The following is a 15,650-nucleotide window of genomic DNA, read 5'->3' as shown; positions in this document are numbered from 1 at the left end:
CTCTTTGCTACTCACGCGTAATTTGATCCCCGCGCCACGCATTTGTGATCCGGGTCACAGGGTGCACCGTCAGTGCGACTACCTCCCCACCGCGAGGAGTTCATGTGATGCTGCCCTGGAGGCATATCCGTACCTTACTGCCCGCCCTGGCCCTGGCGGCCGCGGCGGTCACCGCGGCCCCCGCCGCCGCGGCCGCCCAGTCGTCGCAGATCACCAGCAGCGGCTGGAACGACTACTCCTGCAAGCCCTCCGCCCAGCACCCCCGCCCCGTCGTCCTCGTCCACGGCACCCTCGGCAACTCCGTCGACAACTGGCTCGCTTTCGCCCCCTACCTGGTCGACCGCGGCTACTGCGTCTTCTCCCTCGACTACGGCCAGCTCCCGGGTGTGCCCCTCTTCCACGGGCTCGGCCCCGTCGACCGGTCCGCCGGGCAGCTGTCGTCGTATGTCGACCGGGTGCTCGCCGCCACCGGCACCTCGAAGGTCGATCTGGTCGGCCACTCCCAGGGCGGGATGATGCCCCGCTACTACCTCAAGTTCCTCGGCGGCGCGGCGAAGGTGAACGCCCTGGTCGGCCTCGCCCCGTCCAACCACGGCACGACCCTGTCCGGGCTGACGAAGCTGCTGGACCTCTTCCCCGGTCTCGACGGGGCCATCGCCAGGGCGGCCCCGGGGCTGAGGGACCAGGTGGCCGGGTCGGACCTGCTGAACCGGCTCAACGCGGGCGGCGACACCGTTCCCGGCGTCCGGTACACCGTCATCTCCACCCGGTACGACGAGGTGGTCACGCCGTACCGCAGCCAGTTCCTGACCGGCCCGGACGTCAAGAACGTCGTGCTCCAAGACCTGTGCGCCTCCGACCTGTCCGAGCATCTGACCATCGCGATGACCGACCGGCTCGCCTTCCACGAAGCCGCCAACGCCCTCGACCCCGCGCGCGCCACCCCCACGACCTGCGCGTCGGACGACTGACGCGGGGCCGAATCGCAGCCTTCGTCGTGGAGCGCGGCCCAGGCGGTGCCGATCGGCGGTTCGCCTGGGCCGTAGTCGCGGAATGGTCCGCGCCGCTTATTCGGCGATCAGCTCGACCTCGACGTTGCCCTTCGTCGCCTTCGAGTACGGGCACACCTGGTGCGCCTGCTCGACCAGCTTGCGGCCGGTCTCGTTCTCCAGGTCGCCGGGCAGCTCGACGCGGAGCGTCACCTTGAGGGCGAAGCCGCCGTCCGACTCGTCCTTGCCGATGCCGACCTCGGCGGTGACGGAGATGTCCTTGGTGTCCACCTTGGCCTGGCTGCCGACGAGGCCGAGCGCGCTCGCGAAGCAGGCGGCGTAGCCCGCGGCGAACAGCTGCTCCGGGTTGGTGCCCTGGCCGTCGCCGCCGAGGGCGGGCGGCATGGCGAGGGGCAGGTCGAGCCGGCCGTCGGAGCTGACGGCGCGGCCGTCGCGGCCGTTCGCCGTGGCCACCGCGGTGTAGAGCGCGTCCATGAAGACCAATCCCTTTCGAGTCCCGGTAGCCGGGGAGTCCGGCGGTCCGGCGGTGGGATGAGTAGAGCACACAATTAAATTGCACACAACTAAGAGGTACGCTGGTCATATGTCATCTCAGCCCGACCCGCTTCCCGCGCAGAGCGGGGCCGCCACGGCGGACGATCCGCTCCGGCTCGATCTGCAGCTCTGCTTCGCCCTGCACGCCGCCTCGCGCGCTTTCGGCGGCATCTACCGACGGGTGCTGCACGACACGGAGCTGACGTATCCGCAGTACCTGGCGCTGCTGGTGCTGTGGGAGCACGGGGAGATGCCGGTCAAGCAGCTGGGCGAGTTCCTGCGGCTCGACTCGGGCACGCTGTCGCCGCTGCTCAAGCGGATGCAGTCGGCCGGGCTCGTCGAACGCGAGCGCAGCGCGCACGACGAGCGCTCGGTGACGGTCCGGCTGACGGCGGAGGGCGAAGCGCTCAAGGAGCGCGCCCGGGGAGTGCCCCTGAAGGTGATCCGGGCGAGCGGTCTGGACCGGGAGGAGCTGGTCGATCTGCGGTCCCGGGTGCAGCGGCTGACGGCGGCGCTCGACGCCGCGCTGGCCGACGACGAGGCCTGAGCGGGCCCGAGCTGTGATCGTCGACCGGGGCCGGGGCCGGGGCGATACCGGAGCGCTCGGTTCCGGGGTGCCGTCAGGTGGTTGAGCGGTGCGGTGTGCGTGGAAGGTGTCAGGCATGACCGGAACTGATCCCCGCGCGGGTGCCCGTAACGCCCGTAAGTCCGCCCTCGACCTGGTCGAGACCTTCCTCGACCCCGGCAGCCGACGCGGCTGGGACCAGCCGGTCGAGATCACCACGACCGACCCCGACTACCGGGCCGACCTGGAGCGGGCCCGCGAGCGCACCGGGCTCGACGAGTCGGTGATCACGGGGGAGGGGCGCGTCGAGGGGCGCCGGGTCGCCTATGTGGCCTGCGAATTCCGCTTCCTCGCCGGTTCGATCGGGGTCGTGGCGGGGGAGCGGCTGGTGCGCGCCGTCGAGCGCGCCACGGCGGAACGGCTCCCGCTGCTGGCCGCCCCGGCGTCCGGCGGGACCCGGATGCAGGAGGGCACCGTCGCCTTCCTGCAGATGGTGAAGGTGGCGGCGGCGATAACCGACCACAAGGCCGCGGGCCTGCCGTACCTGGTGCATGTGCGCCACCCCACCACCGGCGGCGTCCTCGCCTCCTGGGGTTCCCTTGGCCACGTCACCGCCGCCGAGCCGGGCGCCCTCATCGGCTTCATGGGCCCGCGGGTGCACGAGGCCCTGTACGGCGAGGAGTTCCCGGCGGGCGTACAGGTCGCCGAGAACCTGATGAACCACGGCCTGATCGACGCGGTGCTCCCGACGAGCCGCCTCGCGGAGGTCGCGGCGCGGGTGCTGCGGGTCCTGTGCGGCGACGAATCCCCACCACCGACCGCCCTTTCCGGCGGAGCCGGGCCCTCCGACGGGGCCGATTTCCGGCCAGGCGCCGAGCCGTCCGAGTCTGCGGCGGTACCGGGCGGGGTGGCCCCGGGTGCGGGACGGCCCGCGCCGCCGCCCGCGTCCGGAGCGCCGGATGCCCCGGCCGCCGGGGCTTCGGGTGTGCCTCCTGCGGGGCAGAGCGATGGGACGCCCGCGTCCGCTGCCGGGCCCGCCGGGCCTGCCTCGCCGTCGAGCGGGGCGGGGTCCGGGCCGTCCGCGCCCGCTGCCGGGACCGGGGGCGGGGGTGCCTCGGGTGGCCGTGTGCCTGTCGGGTCTGCGGAGGCCGGGCCTGGCTCGCCGTCGACCGGGGCGAGGCCTGAGCGTGGCGCGTCGGACGGGTCGGCTGCCGGGTCTGCGGAGGCTTCGGCGGCTTCGGCGGGTGACGTCGTACCGGGTGGTGGGGCGCGGACGCCGTCTTCCGGTGCGGTGGCGGGGGCTACGGCGGTGGGGCCCTCGGCCGAGGAGTCGATTCGGGCCTCGCGGCGGGGGGATCGGCCCGGGGTGCGGGATCTGTTGCGGGTTGCGGCGGAGGACGTGAGTCCGCTCAGCGGGACCGGCGCCGGGGAGCACGATCCCGGGCTGCTGCTCGCCCTCGCGCGGGTCGGCGGGGTGCCCTGCGTGGTGCTCGGGCACAACCGGAGCGGGCGGCGGGGTGGCGAGCGCGCGTCGGCCGAGGGCCAGCCGCTGGGGCCCGCCGGGCTGCGTACCGCGCGGCGCGGGATGCACATCGCGGCCGAGCTGGGGCTGCCGTTGCTCACCGTCATCGACACCGCCGGGGCGGCGCTCAGCCGGGAGGCCGAGGAGGGCGGGCTGGCGGGGGAGATCGCCCGGTGCCTCGCCGACATGGTGACGCTGCCCGCGCCCACCCTGTGTCTGCTGCTCGGCCAGGGCGCGGGCGGGGCCGCGCTCGCGCTGTTGCCCGCCGACCGGGTCGTCGCGGCGCGGCACGCCTGGCTGTCGCCGCTGCCGCCGGAGGGCGCGTCGGCCATCCTCCACCGGACCACGGAGCGGGCGTACGAGGTCGCCGACCGGCAAGGGGTGCGCTCCGCCGACCTCCTGGCCAGCGGCATCGTCGATCAGGTCGTAGAGGAGGATGGGGAGGACGGGGAGGAGGGCGAGGGCTTCCTCGGGCGCCTCGGGCGTATCCTCGGCGCCGAACTCGCCGCCCTCCGGGCCCAGGACTCCGCCGAGCGGCTCGCCGCCCGCCGGGCCCGGCATCGCCGTATCGGGCTGCCGAGTTGACGTCGTAACAGGGCCAAACGGGCGTAGCGGCCAGCCGAATTGGCAGTCTTAGGCATGCCTAACCTAATCTCGGCTCGTGAACGAGAATGATCTCGACACGGCGCCTCGGCCGTCCTCCACCCCTGCCCCTGTCCCTCCCCACCCCGCGCGAATCCACCTTCTCGCCCTCAACCCCACCGACTCCGTCACCGAAGGGTTCCTCCCCGCCGCAGCCCGCCTCGGCCTCGCCGTCACCCTCCTCACCGACCAGCCCGAGGCGCACGAGCGCGCGTACGCCCGTCACGCGGCCCACGGCGGACGGCTTCCCGCCGCGCTCGACGTCGCCGCCTGCGACGTACGGGACTTCCGCGAGGTCATCAGCCGGATCGCCGCCGCCCCGGACGGCGGCCGACCGCCCCGGGCCGTCTTCACCAACAGCGACCACCTCCAGACCCAGGCCGCCCTCGCCGCCGCGTACTTCGGCCTCCCCGGCAAGGACTGGCGCGCGGCGCTGCGCACCAAGAACAAGGCCGAGCTGCGCCGCGCCCTCGCCGTGGCCGGTGCCGACACGATCTGGTCCGCCGAACTCGGCACCGGCGACGACCCGTCCACCCTCGCGGCCCTCGACGCGCCCTTCCCCTGCGTCGTCAAGCCGCGCGAAGGCGTGGCCAGCGAGGACGTCGTCCTCGTCGCCGACGCCGCCGAACTCGTCCGCAGCTGCCACGGCATACGCGCCCACCGGCCCGACGCGGCGCTGGTGATCGAGGAGTACCTGGACGGCGAGCTGCGCACCCTCGAAACCCTCGGCGACGGTCACACCCTCCACGTCCTCGGCGCCTTCCGCACCGACATCTCCCCATTCCCGCACTTCATCGAGGAACGGCTGCACCTTCTGCCCCACCCGCCTCCGCAGCCCCACACCGAGCAGGTGCTGTCCCAGCTCCGGGCCCTGGGAGTAGGATTCGGCGCTTGCCACACCGAATACGTCGTCCAGGGCGACCGGGCCCGCCTCATCGAGGTCAACTACCGTGCCATCGGCGACCAGTGCGACTTGGTGCTGGCCGAACTCCTCGGCATCCCGCTCTTCGAGCACATCCTCCGCACCCACCTCGGCGAACCCCTCCCGGCCGACCTCGGCGCCCGCACGGACGGCCGGGTCCGCATGGAGTACGTCATGGCCGACCGCCCCGGCCGCCTCGTCGCCGCCCCGGCGGCGAGCGTGACCGAACGCGGCGGCATACGGCTCGACTACCGCCCGCTGCGCGACATCGGCGAGGACCACCCCCTCTACCGCACCAACCGCGACTTCCTCGGCGTCCTGCGCGCGACCGGCACCGACCAGCGGCGGATCGACGCGGCCGTGACGGAGTTCCTGGCGTCCCACCGATGGGAGATCGCGTCATGAGCCGTGCGGAAGGGGAGGAGGCCGAGGAGGAACTCCTCGGCCGGGTGCTCGACACCCTGCTCCGGGAGGACGCGTACCGGCTGCGCCGCCGCGCCCGCACCGTGCGCCGCACCGACGGCGACTGGCTGCGCATCGCGCTGAGGGAGGGCGGAAACGTGCTGCTGCCGGTGGAACCGGAAGGCTTCCAGTGCGAGATCCGCGCCCGCCGCCCGCCCCACCTGGAGTACGAGACGCCGACCCCGGCGGGGGCTCCCGGACCCGGACCCGCCCGTGCCGAGCCGGGCTCGGACCGCACTACCGGCGAGGGCGGCGCCGCGCCGCAATCCGTCGTGACGGGTTCCGGCGGGCCGCACCGTGCCGTCGCCGAATCCGGGTCGGGCGGTACGGAAGTGGGCCACGCGACGCAGCCCGGGGGCAGGAGCCCCGGCGCCGAGCCTGCCCGCGCCGGGCAGCCTGGCGAGCCCGTGCGGGCGCACCGTGTCGGGCCGCGCCCGGACCGCGCCGATGGCGGCCCCGGACCTGCCCGTGCCGGGGCGCACGCGAGGCCCGGCGACGGGGTTCCGGCCGTCCTCGCCAGGGGGCTTGACGCCGTGCTCGGGGGGTTGCGGGGGGCCGTGGCGGTCGAGGACCGGGAGCTGTACGACGTCTTCGTGGGGGAGTGCCACCGGGCGCTGGACGCCGCGCGGTTGCACGCCCGTATCCGGCCCGGCGTCGTCCGGGGGCTGGCCGTGCGGTACGGGCAGGCCGGGCGGTGGGCCGGGATGGGCGGGGGCGTCGCGTACGACACGCTGGCCGCCTTCCGGGACCATCCCGTCTACCCGACCAGCCGCGCCCGGTCGGTGTTCGGCGAGGACGCCCTGCGCGCCCACGCGCCCGAGTTCGCGCCCCGCTTCGCGCTGCGCTGGCTCGCCCTGCCGCGCGAGGCGGTCGGCGGCGATCCGGGGCGGCTGCCCGCGTGGTGGCCGAAACCCGGGGAGCTGGGGCTGCCCGCGCGGCTCGACGCCGACCATCTCGCGTTCCCCGTCCATCCGCTGACCGTCGGCCGCCCCCTCACCGCCGCCCTCGACGCGACCGGGCTCCGGCCACGGGCGCACCTCGCCGAGCGGCCGTGGCTGGAGGTGCGGCCCACGCTGTCGATGCGGACCGTCGCCGTCACCGACGATCCGCTCACCCACCTCAAGCTGCCGCTCACCACCGCCACCCTGGGGGTGCGCAACCGGCGGACCGTCAAGCCGGGCACGCTCGTCGACGGCGAGGTGGCGCAGCGCCTGGTGGAGGAGGTGATCGCGCGCGAGCCCCGGTTCGCGGACACCGTGCTGATGGCCGACGAGACCACCCATCTCCACGCCGGGCACGAGCTGCTGGCCACACTCGTCCGCCGCTATCCGCCGGGTCTGGAGAATGCCCAGGTCGTGCCGTTGGCCGGGCTGCTGGCCCGTACCCCAGATGCCTCGGACGGCGGTACCCCGGACGACACGCTCGTGGTGGACGCGCTCGCCGAGCGTCACTACGGCGGGGACGTGCTCGCCCTGTTCGACGCGTACCTCACCCTCCTCTTCGACTTCCACACCACCCTCTTCGCCTACGGCATCGCCCTGGAGTCGCATCAGCAGAACACCTCCCTCGTCTTCGACGACACCGGCGGCCCGGCCACCCCACGGCTGCGGCTGCTCATCAAGGACCACGACGGGCCGCGCGTCCACGCCATCCGGCTCGCCGCGATGATCGGCGGGGCCGACGCCGCCGATCTGTGCGGCTTCGACGACCGCCGCATCCTGACGGGCGGCGACGGCCCGGTGGCGGACGTGTTCACCACCATCACCGTCCATCTGTGCGCCGCCGCGCTCGCCTTCGAACTGGCCGCCCTCGGCCGCGCGCCCCTGGACGTCCTGCTGCGGCAGCTGCGCGACCGGCTTACCGAGGCCACAGGCCGGCTCGGCGCGGCGTACCCCGGGAGGGCCGCCGCCGTGCTGCGCGCCCGGGTGCTGGACGCGGACCGGCTGCCGGTCAAGGCGATGGTGACCGCGGGCACGCTCTTCACCAAGGACCGGTCGGGCGCCGCCGACGTCAACAAGCACTACGTGACCGGGCCCAACTACCTTCTGCGAGGGCGCGGCAGATGACGGCCGCGACCTCCCTCTCCCTCTTATCCCTCCACATTTCTCCTCTCCGCACCCGCTGGAGCCGCTCCATGCCTACGACCTCCTCGCCCTCCTCGGCCGTCTCGTCGGCCTCGCCGGTACCGCCCGCCACGGCGCCGGTCTCCGCCGACCACGCGACCGCCCACACCCTGCTCAACTGTCTGCTGCGCGAGGTGTCGGGCCCGGAACACCAGACCGTCGTGGCCGACGGCCGGTTGCGGCTGCGGCTGCCCCGCAGCGGGGTGCTGCTGGGGGTGGGGCTGCGCCGTACGTCGCTGATCGGCGCGCACCGGTTCACCGGACCGGTCAGCGAGCAGCGCGACGGCAGCTGGGCGGAGGTCTCCTGGCGCGGCCTGGCCGAGCGCATCCAGCGGGAACTCCAGCTGCGCACGGGGGTCCGCAACGACGAGTTCCTCGCACAGGTCGCCTCCAGCCACGCGGGCATGACGGCTGCCCTGGAGGAGCGGGAGAAGGCCGCGGGGAACCCGGCGCCGGACCCCTATCTGGCCTCCGAACAGTCCCTCTTCTTCGGCCACCGCTTCCACCCCACCCCCAAGGCCCGCACCGGAAGCCCCGCCTCCTGGTCGCTGTTCGCGCCGGAGGCCGGTGCCCGTTTCCCGCTGCACCACCTCGCCGTGCGCCGGGAGTACGTACGTGAGGAGACGGCGTACGCCGGGGCGCTCGCGCCGCTGGACCGCCAGCGGCCGGTCCCCGACGGCTACCAGCTGCTCCCCGCCCACCCCTGGCAGTACGCCATGCTCCGCGAGCACCGGGTGCTGCGGGCGGCGCTCGACCGCTGCGACATCCTCGACCTGGGGCCCGGCGGGCCGGATTTCGCGCCGACCGCCTCGGTCCGCACGCTCTACGACGGCCGGGACTTCCTCAAGTTCAGCCTGAATGTGCGCATCACCAACTGCCTCCGCAAGAACGCCGACTACGAGCTGTCCGGCGCCGTCGCCCTCACCCGGCTGCTGGAGCCCGTCGCCGCCGACCTCGCCGCCCGCTTCCCCGGCGCCGACCTGCTGCGCGAACCCGGCTACCGCACGCTCGACCTCGCCGACCGCCATCTGTCCGAGGGCTTCGGCGTGATCGTCCGCGAGGGGCTGGCCGCCCGGCTGCGGCCGGGGCTCACCGGGCTGCTGGCGGCGGCCGTCGCCGACGAGTACCCGACCAGCGGCGCCCAGGTCTCCCACCTGCTCGGCGGCACCGGGCCCGATCACGCGCTCGCCTGGTGGGAGGCGTATCTCGGCCTTCTCGTACCGCCCGTCCTGGCCGCCTACTTCGACCACGGCGTGGTCCTCGAACCCCACCTCCAGAACGTGGTCATCGGCGTGGACGCCACCGGCACCCCGCGCCAGGTGCTCTTCCGCGACTTGGAGGGCACCAAGCTGGTGTCCGGCCGCCACGCCGCCGCGCTCGCGGCGCTGCCCGAGGCGGTGGCCCGCCCCATGACGTACGGGGGCGAGCGCGGCTGGGACCGGGTGGTGTACTGCCTGCTGGTCAACCACCTCGCCGAGATGGTCGCCGCCCTCGCCGACCGCCACCCGCGCCTGGAGCCCGAGCTGTGGTCGGCGGTCCGCCGCGTCCTGTGGACACGCGCCGCCGCCCACGACGACCCGCCCGAGCTGCGCGCCCTGGTGGCGGGCGTGCCGCTGCCCGCCAAGGCCAACCTGCTGACCCGCTGGGGCCGCAAGGCCGACCGCGACGCCGGTTACGTCCGTATCGTCAGCCCGCTCGCCTCCGACCTGCTGTCCGAGGCGGCCCGCGTCATCGCCCCCGGGAGCGCCCGTTGAACACCTCGTCGCATACCTCGTTGAACACCTCGTCGAATATCTCGTTGAACACCCAGCCGCTGACCGCACCGGCCGCCGCGCTCGCCGAGACGCTCACCGGGGACGGCCTCCCCGCGTACGTCTACGACCTCACCGCCCTCGACGCCCACGCCCAGGAGATCCGGGCCGCGCTTCCTCGGCACGTCGAGCTGTACTACGCGGCGAAGGCCAACCCGGCACCGCAGATCCTGCGCGCGCTCGCCCCGCACATCACCGGCTACGAGGTCGCCTCGGGCGGCGAGCTGGCGCATGTCCGTGAGGCCGTCCCCGAACGGCCGCTCGCCTTCGGCGGACCGGGCAAGACGGAGACGGAGCTGCGGCGGGCGCTGGAGCTGGGGGTGGAACGGTTCCACGTGGAGAGCGAGCACGAGCTGCGCTGTCTCGCACAGCTCGCCGACCACCCCGTGGACGTCCTGCTCCGCGTCAACCTCCCCCTGACCGACGAGGCGCTGGGCGGCGCGGCGCTCGCCATGGGCGGCCGCCCCAGCCCCTTCGGCCTCGACCCCGACCGGGTCGAGCACTGCCTGCCGCTGTTCACCCCGGACGGCCCCCTCCGCCTGCGCGGCATCCACGCCCACCTCGCGAGCGGCCTCGACGCCCCGGCCCAGACCGCCGTGGCCGCGCGGATCGCCGCGTGGACGCGCGAGCTGTCCGAGCGTCACGGCCTGGGCCTGACCGAGGTCAACGTGGGCGGCGGCATGGGCGTGGACTACAGCCGCCCCGACACCCGCTTCGACTGGAAGGCGTACGGCGCGGGCCTGGCCGACATCGCCGACCGGAACCCCGGCCTGACCCTGCGCATCGAGCCGGGCCGGGCGCTGACCGCCTACTGCGGCTGGTACGTCACGGAGGTGCTGGACCTCAAGCACAGCCGCGGCGAGGCGTTCGCGGTGCTCCGCGGCGGCACCCACCACCTGCGCACCCCGGCCGCCAAACAGCACGACCACCCCTTCCAGGTGCTCCCCACTTCCCGCTGGGACCGGGACTGGCCCCGCCCCGCCGCCCACCGGGAACCCGTCACCCTGGTCGGCCAGCTGTGCACCCCCAAGGACGTCCTGGCCCGCGGCATCCCGGTCGCGGAGCTGCGCGCCGGGGACCGCGTCGCCTTCGCGCTGGCGGGCGCGTACGCCTGGAACATCTCGCACCACGACTTCCTCATGCACCCCAAGCCGGGCTTCCACTACCTCGTGGAGTGACCGTGTGACCTGTGTGTGCGCCCGGCCCGGCTGGGCCCTGGCTGTCGTCGTCCGCTACGTTGAGCGCCTGCTCTGGGGCGTCTTGGAGGGACTGTGAAGTTCCGTAGCGGGTTAGCGCTGTTGTTCCTTCTGCCGGTGGCATGGGGGCTGTTCACGCTGCTCGGAGGTGTGGCGGCCTCCTCCGGAGCCCCGTGCCCGGGCATCATCCTGGGCGAGGACGGCGAGGATCACCCGGGGCCCATGCGCAGGGGCCAGACCTGCGCGCTGTACGACGGTGAGCGTCCGACGGGTACCGCGACGTACGAGCAGCGGAAGAACGCGCAGGCCGCACGGCAGGACGACCTCTTCGCGCGGGGCGCCGCGTACACCGGCTACGGGCTGGTGGGGCTCGCCCTCCTGTATCTCCCGTACGGTCCGCCCTGGCGCCGGAAGTCCTAACTGATCGTTCCAGCGCCCTCCGCGAACGCGGCCGCCTGCCCGGCGGCCAAACTCCTGTCGGGCACGGTGTACTACAAGAACGTCGCTTCGGCCAGGTGGTGCCCCTGACCCGCTGACCTGCGCAGCTACGGGCGGGCGGCAGCCGTGCTGTGGCGGATGACCAGTTCGGTGGGGATGGTCACGCGGACATCGGGCTCCGGGGAGCGGTCGAGCTGGTCGAGCATCAGGGTCAGACAGCGCCGGCCGATCTCGGTGAAGTCGGTGCGGATCGTGGTGAGCGGCGGGAGTAGATGGGCGGCTTCGGGGATGTCGTCGTAGCCGACCACGCTGACGTCCTCGGGGACCTGTCGGCCCGCCTCGTGGAGGGCGCGCAGGACGCCGACGGCCATCTGGTCGTTGGAGACGAACAGCGCGGTGAGGCCGGGCTGCCGGGCGATGCGGCGGCCCAGCTCGTAGCCGGAGTCGGCGCTCCAGTCGCCGAGCAGTGGTTCGTGGATCTCGGCACCCGCGGCCGTGAGCGCGGCGCGCCAGCCGTCGACGCGGGCCTCGGCGGCGATCCAGCCGGTGGGGCCCGCGATGTGGCGGACGGTGCGGTGGCCGAGGCCGAGGAGGTGTGCGGTGGCCTGACGGGCGCCGGAGGCGGAGTCGCCCGCGACGACCGGGATGTGCGCGCCGAAGCTCTTGTCCAGGGTGACCATCGGAATGCCGTGATCCGCCTCGACCAGGGCCTGGCCGACCGAGCGCTGGGGCGCGATGGCGATGATGCCGTCCGCGCCCTGGCCGAGCAGGCGGTCCACCGCGCCGGTGACGGCGGCCTGGTCGGCGGCGGTGAGGGCGATCGTGCTGACGAGGTAACCGGCCTCCTGGGCCGCCTCGTTGATCCCGGCGAGCGTGGCGGCCGGGCCGAAGCGGGCCGCGTCGAAGGAGATCACGCCGAGGGTGCGGCTGCGGCCGCTGGCCAGGGTGCGGGCGCTGGCCATGGGGCGGTAGCCCAGCTCGCGCATGGCGGCGCGGACGCGTTCGCGGGTCTCGGGGCGTACCCGGGGGTGGTCGTTGAGGACGCGGGAGACGGTCTGGTCGGAGACCCCGGCGAGCCGGGCGACGTCCGCCATCACCACACCGCCGCCGGTGGTGGGGCGGCGTCGTCGGGTGGGGGTGCGGGATGGCTCCGCCATGCGGTCTCGCTTCCTTTCGGAGGTGCGTACCTCGGGCGCGTACCCGGGGGCGTGCCCCGGGTGCGTACCTCGGGCGCTTACCCCGGGTGCGGCTCGCACCCGGGGCTCCCGGGTCAGTCCGTCGCGGTCCAGCCCAGGTCCGGTTCGTCGACGAGATGGGCCACCCGGGTCGTCGCCGACTGTAGTTCCAGCAGGGTCAGTTCGTTCTCGCCCGCCTTCAGCACCGGCCACGGCACGTACAGTCGCCGCTGCGGGCCGCGCGACCAGTAGCGGCCCAGGTTGAAGCCGTTGACCCAGGCCAGGCCCTTGGTCCAGCCCGGCAGGTCGAGATACGCGTCGGCGGGCGTCTCCACGGTGAACGTGCCGCGGTGGAAGGACGGGCCCGCGACGGGGGTGTCCGTGGTGCGGAAGGGGAGCTCGGGGAGCCGGTCCAGGGGGAGACGGTGGCAGGTCCAGCCCTCCAGCGGCTCACCGTCGAGGGTGACCGGGCCGGTGATGCCCTTGGGGTCGCCGATGCGGGCGCCGTAGTTGGCGCGGCCCATGTTCTCGACCAGGACGTCCAGCCGGGCGCCGTATTCGGGGCTGCGCACATGGATGCTGTCCCCGTGACGCTCGCGCTCGACGACACCGGCCGGGGCGCCGTTCACGAACACCTGCGCCCGGTCGCCGACCCCGCCCGTGAAGTGCAGCACGTGGTCGCCGATGACGGGCAGTTCGGCGCCGTAGAGGACGAAGCCGTTGGACTGGCCGAGCGCCTCCATGGTCGGCGGGTCGGTGAAGCGCTCCGCCGGGGACGCCGGGAACGCCGGAGACAGGAACTCGGCGCAGACCAGGGCGTTCGCCGAGGCGGTCAGCTGGACCTCGGTGGGCGGCAGCTTGGGCGACGGCTCCGGAAGCGGTTCGTCCGGTACGGCCGCGTGGCGGGCGATGACCTCGCGGAACGCCGCGTACTTGGGGCCCGGGTCGCCGCACTCGGTCAGCACCGCGTCGTAGTCGTAGGAGGTGACGGCGGGCGCGTAGGCGTGATCGTGGTTCGCGCCGCTGGTGAAGGCGAAGTTGGTGCCGCCGTGGAACATGTAGATGTTCACCGACGCCCCCACCGACAGCAGCGCGTCCAGATCGGCGGCCGCGTCGTCCGCCGCCCGCACATGGTGCGGCTCGCCCCAGTGGTCGAACCAGCCGATCCAGAACTCCGCGCACATCAGCGGCCCGCTCTCCTGGTGGGCGCGCAGCGCCTCCAGCGAGTCGCCGATGCGGCCGCCGAAGGTGCCGGTGGAGAGCACCCCGGGCAGGCTTCCGGCGGTCAGCTTCGCCGTGTCGGCCTGGTCGCAGGTGAACAGCAGCTCCTCGACGCCGCGCTTGCGCAGGGCGTCGGCCAGATGGGCGAGGTAGGCGGTGTCGTCCCCGTAGGCGCCGTACTCGTTCTCCACCTGGACCGCGATGACCGGACCGCCGGACTCCGCCAGGTAGGGGGCGAGCGGCGGCAGCAGCAGATCGAGGTACGCGTCCACGGCGCCGGTGAACCGCGGATCGCTGCTGCGCTGCCGGACCCGGTGGTCCGCGGTCAGCCAGGAGGGCAGCCCGCCGCCCTCCCATTCGGCGCAGATGTACGGGCCGGGGCGCAGCAGGACGTACAGCCCCTCGGCGCGGGCGAGTTCCAGGAAGCGGGGGAGGTCGAGCAGGCCGTCGAGGTCGAGCGGGCCGTCCGGGGTGGGCTGGTGGAGGTTCCAGGGGACGTACGTCTCGACCGTATTGAGCCCCAGCAGCCGGGCCTTGCGCAGCCGGTCGGCCCACTGGTCGGGGTGGGTGCGGAAGTAGTGGAGGGCGCCGGAGAGAATCCGGAAGGGCTTGCCGTGGAGCAGGAAGCCGTCATCGCTGAGCGTCAGGGCGGGCATGGGCCGAAGTCCTTTCGACCGCACGGGCGGGAGCGGGTGCGGTGGGGAGGGTGTTCGTAGGGGATACGGACGAGGACGTAGCGCGGATCAGCCAAACGGTGGTGATCAGGCAGACGGCCGAAACACCGCCCAGGACGAGCGGTACGGCACGGATGCCCGCCAGCTCGATCGCCTTGCCGAGCACGGGCCCCGCGGCCACCCCGCCGATCATCGAGGCGGCGATCACCAGCGCCCCGGCCCGGCGGGCCCGCGGCGCCGCCCGGCCCAGCCAGGGCAGCCCGGTCGGGAAGACCGGCGCGATGAACAGGCCGACGCCCGCGTACGCGTACGGGGCCAGCGCCGGGATCGTGGCGAGCAGCAGACAGCCGGTCATGCCCGCACAGCTGACCGCGATGATGGCCGGGGCGGACCAGCGCAGCGCGAGCGGGGCGGCCAGGAACCGGCCGACGGTCATCATCAGCCAGTACACGGAGGTCGCGGAGGCGGCGGCGGTCGCGCCGTACCCGACGGTCTCCAGATGGGTGGGCTCCCAGCCGCCGACCCCGGCCTCGACGCCGACGTGGAGGACGTAGAGCAGCACGAACGCGCCCAGGACGGTGGCGAGGCTGCGGTTACGGGCTGTGCCGGTGGCTGTGCCGGTTGTCTCCGGCTCGCCGCCGCCGTGCGCCGGGGCCTCGTCCCGCACCCCGGCCAGACACAGCGTCAGCGGCAGCGTGAGCACGGCGAAACCCAGGAACACCACGGCGTAGTGCTCCGCCCCGACCAGGCCGATGAGGGCCGGGCCGAGGATCGCGCCGATGCCGAAATGGGCGTTGAGGATGTTGAGCATGGCGGCGCCGCGCCGCCCGAAGCCGACCGCGAACAGCTGGTTGAGCCCGTAGTCGATACCGCCGAAGCCGAGCCCCGCGATCAGTGCCAGCCCCAAGGCGAGCGGCCAGTTGGGGGCGAGCGCGAACCCGGCCGCGCCGCCCGCCATGAGCAGATACGAGCAGCCGAGCATCGTGCGGTTGCCGATGCGGCCGAAGAGCCGGTCGAAGCCGAGGACGCCCGCGACACCGCCGACGAAGTGCGCGCTCAAGGCCAGCCCGGCGGCCGAGGGCGACAGTCCGTAGGTGTCGCGGAAGGCGGGGATCGACGGGCCGTAGAGGGCCTGGAGCGCACCGATGAGGATGAAGCCGACGCACGACGCGACCACGGCGGCGCGGCTGAACAGCGGTGACGCGGCGTCGGGTGGAGAGGGATCCGGACTCTGGCCTACGTGCTTGTCCACATTGTCGACGGTGTCCACCAGCCGAGTGTTACCGCTAACATTTCTGCCGTCAAGACGTGCTTGAGCATCCCTGGAGATCCGCGTCAGGCCTGGATGTCCCTCT

Annotated in this window: 12 protein-coding genes; 8 read left to right on the top strand and 4 right to left on the bottom strand. The window is 73.7% G+C overall.

The window, feature by feature from the left end; genetic code table 11:
• The first annotated feature begins 107 nt into the window (after positions 1–107).
• A complete protein-coding gene (locus ABZ370_RS28855; RefSeq protein WP_358626329.1) occupies positions 108–971 on the top strand; it encodes an alpha/beta fold hydrolase in 864 nt (287 codons plus the stop codon).
• A 96-nt stretch (positions 972–1,067) separates the two neighbouring features.
• Here ABZ370_RS28855 and ABZ370_RS28850 read toward each other — a convergent pair whose 3' ends face one another.
• Positions 1,068–1,484, bottom strand: coding sequence for an organic hydroperoxide resistance protein (locus ABZ370_RS28850; protein ID WP_358626327.1), 417 nt, complete (start codon positions 1,482–1,484; stop codon positions 1,068–1,070).
• A gap of 109 nt (positions 1,485–1,593) precedes the next feature.
• On the opposite strand from ABZ370_RS28850, the gene ABZ370_RS28845 reads away from it, so the two are divergent.
• From ABZ370_RS28845 to ABZ370_RS28815, 7 genes are all read left to right on the top strand, one after another.
• Positions 1,594–2,091 carry a MarR family transcriptional regulator gene (locus tag ABZ370_RS28845; protein WP_358626325.1) on the top strand — a complete coding sequence of 166 codons (498 nt, stop codon included), beginning with the start codon at positions 1,594–1,596 and terminating at the stop codon, positions 2,089–2,091.
• A 115-nt stretch (positions 2,092–2,206) separates the two neighbouring features.
• Entirely contained in the window at positions 2,207–4,216 is a 2,010-nt protein-coding gene (locus ABZ370_RS28840; protein ID WP_358626323.1) for a carboxyl transferase domain-containing protein, read from the top strand.
• Positions 4,217–4,367: 151 nt separating this feature from the next.
• A complete protein-coding gene (locus ABZ370_RS28835; RefSeq protein ID WP_358626443.1) occupies positions 4,368–5,600 on the top strand; it encodes an ATP-grasp domain-containing protein in 1,233 nt (410 codons plus the stop codon).
• Positions 5,597–7,723, top strand: coding sequence for an IucA/IucC family siderophore biosynthesis protein (locus ABZ370_RS28830; protein ID WP_358626321.1), 2,127 nt, complete (start codon positions 5,597–5,599; stop codon positions 7,721–7,723). The genes ABZ370_RS28835 and ABZ370_RS28830 overlap by 4 nt, the downstream gene beginning before the upstream one ends.
• A gap of 68 nt (positions 7,724–7,791) precedes the next feature.
• Positions 7,792–9,534 (top strand): IucA/IucC family protein, encoded by a 1,743-nt coding sequence (locus tag ABZ370_RS28825; protein WP_358626319.1) that lies wholly within the window; start codon positions 7,792–7,794, stop codon positions 9,532–9,534.
• 44 nt (positions 9,535–9,578) lie between these two features.
• Positions 9,579–10,769 (top strand): type III PLP-dependent enzyme, encoded by a 1,191-nt coding sequence (locus tag ABZ370_RS28820; RefSeq protein WP_358626317.1) that lies wholly within the window; start codon positions 9,579–9,581, stop codon positions 10,767–10,769.
• A 135-nt stretch (positions 10,770–10,904) separates the two neighbouring features.
• Complete coding sequence (locus tag ABZ370_RS28815; protein ID WP_358626315.1) at positions 10,905–11,207, top strand: hypothetical protein; 303 nt, start codon at positions 10,905–10,907, stop codon at positions 11,205–11,207.
• Between the two features lie 125 nt (positions 11,208–11,332).
• Here ABZ370_RS28815 and ABZ370_RS28810 read toward each other — a convergent pair whose 3' ends face one another.
• The 3 genes from ABZ370_RS28810 to ABZ370_RS28800 all read right to left on the bottom strand — a co-directional run bounded on the left by ABZ370_RS28810 (position 11,333) and on the right by ABZ370_RS28800 (position 15,547).
• Complete coding sequence (locus ABZ370_RS28810; RefSeq protein WP_358626313.1) at positions 11,333–12,382, bottom strand: LacI family DNA-binding transcriptional regulator; 1,050 nt, start codon at positions 12,380–12,382, stop codon at positions 11,333–11,335.
• 113 nt (positions 12,383–12,495) lie between these two features.
• Positions 12,496–14,277 (bottom strand): beta-galactosidase, encoded by a 1,782-nt coding sequence (locus ABZ370_RS28805; protein WP_358626311.1) that lies wholly within the window; start codon positions 14,275–14,277, stop codon positions 12,496–12,498.
• The gene (locus ABZ370_RS28800; protein ID WP_358626441.1) at positions 14,252–15,547 is read right to left on the bottom strand and encodes an MFS transporter; all 1,296 of its coding nucleotides are present in this window, start codon (positions 15,545–15,547) and stop codon (positions 14,252–14,254) included. The genes ABZ370_RS28805 and ABZ370_RS28800 overlap by 26 nt, the downstream gene beginning before the upstream one ends.
• Positions 15,548–15,650: the final 103 nt, after the last annotated feature.

The organism is Streptomyces sp. NPDC005962, assembly GCF_040629205.1.
Taxonomy (GTDB): Bacteria; Actinomycetota; Actinomycetes; order Streptomycetales; family Streptomycetaceae; genus Streptomyces.
The sequence above is the reverse complement of the archived record's forward strand: the minus strand, read 5'-3'. Positions and strand labels throughout refer to the sequence as shown.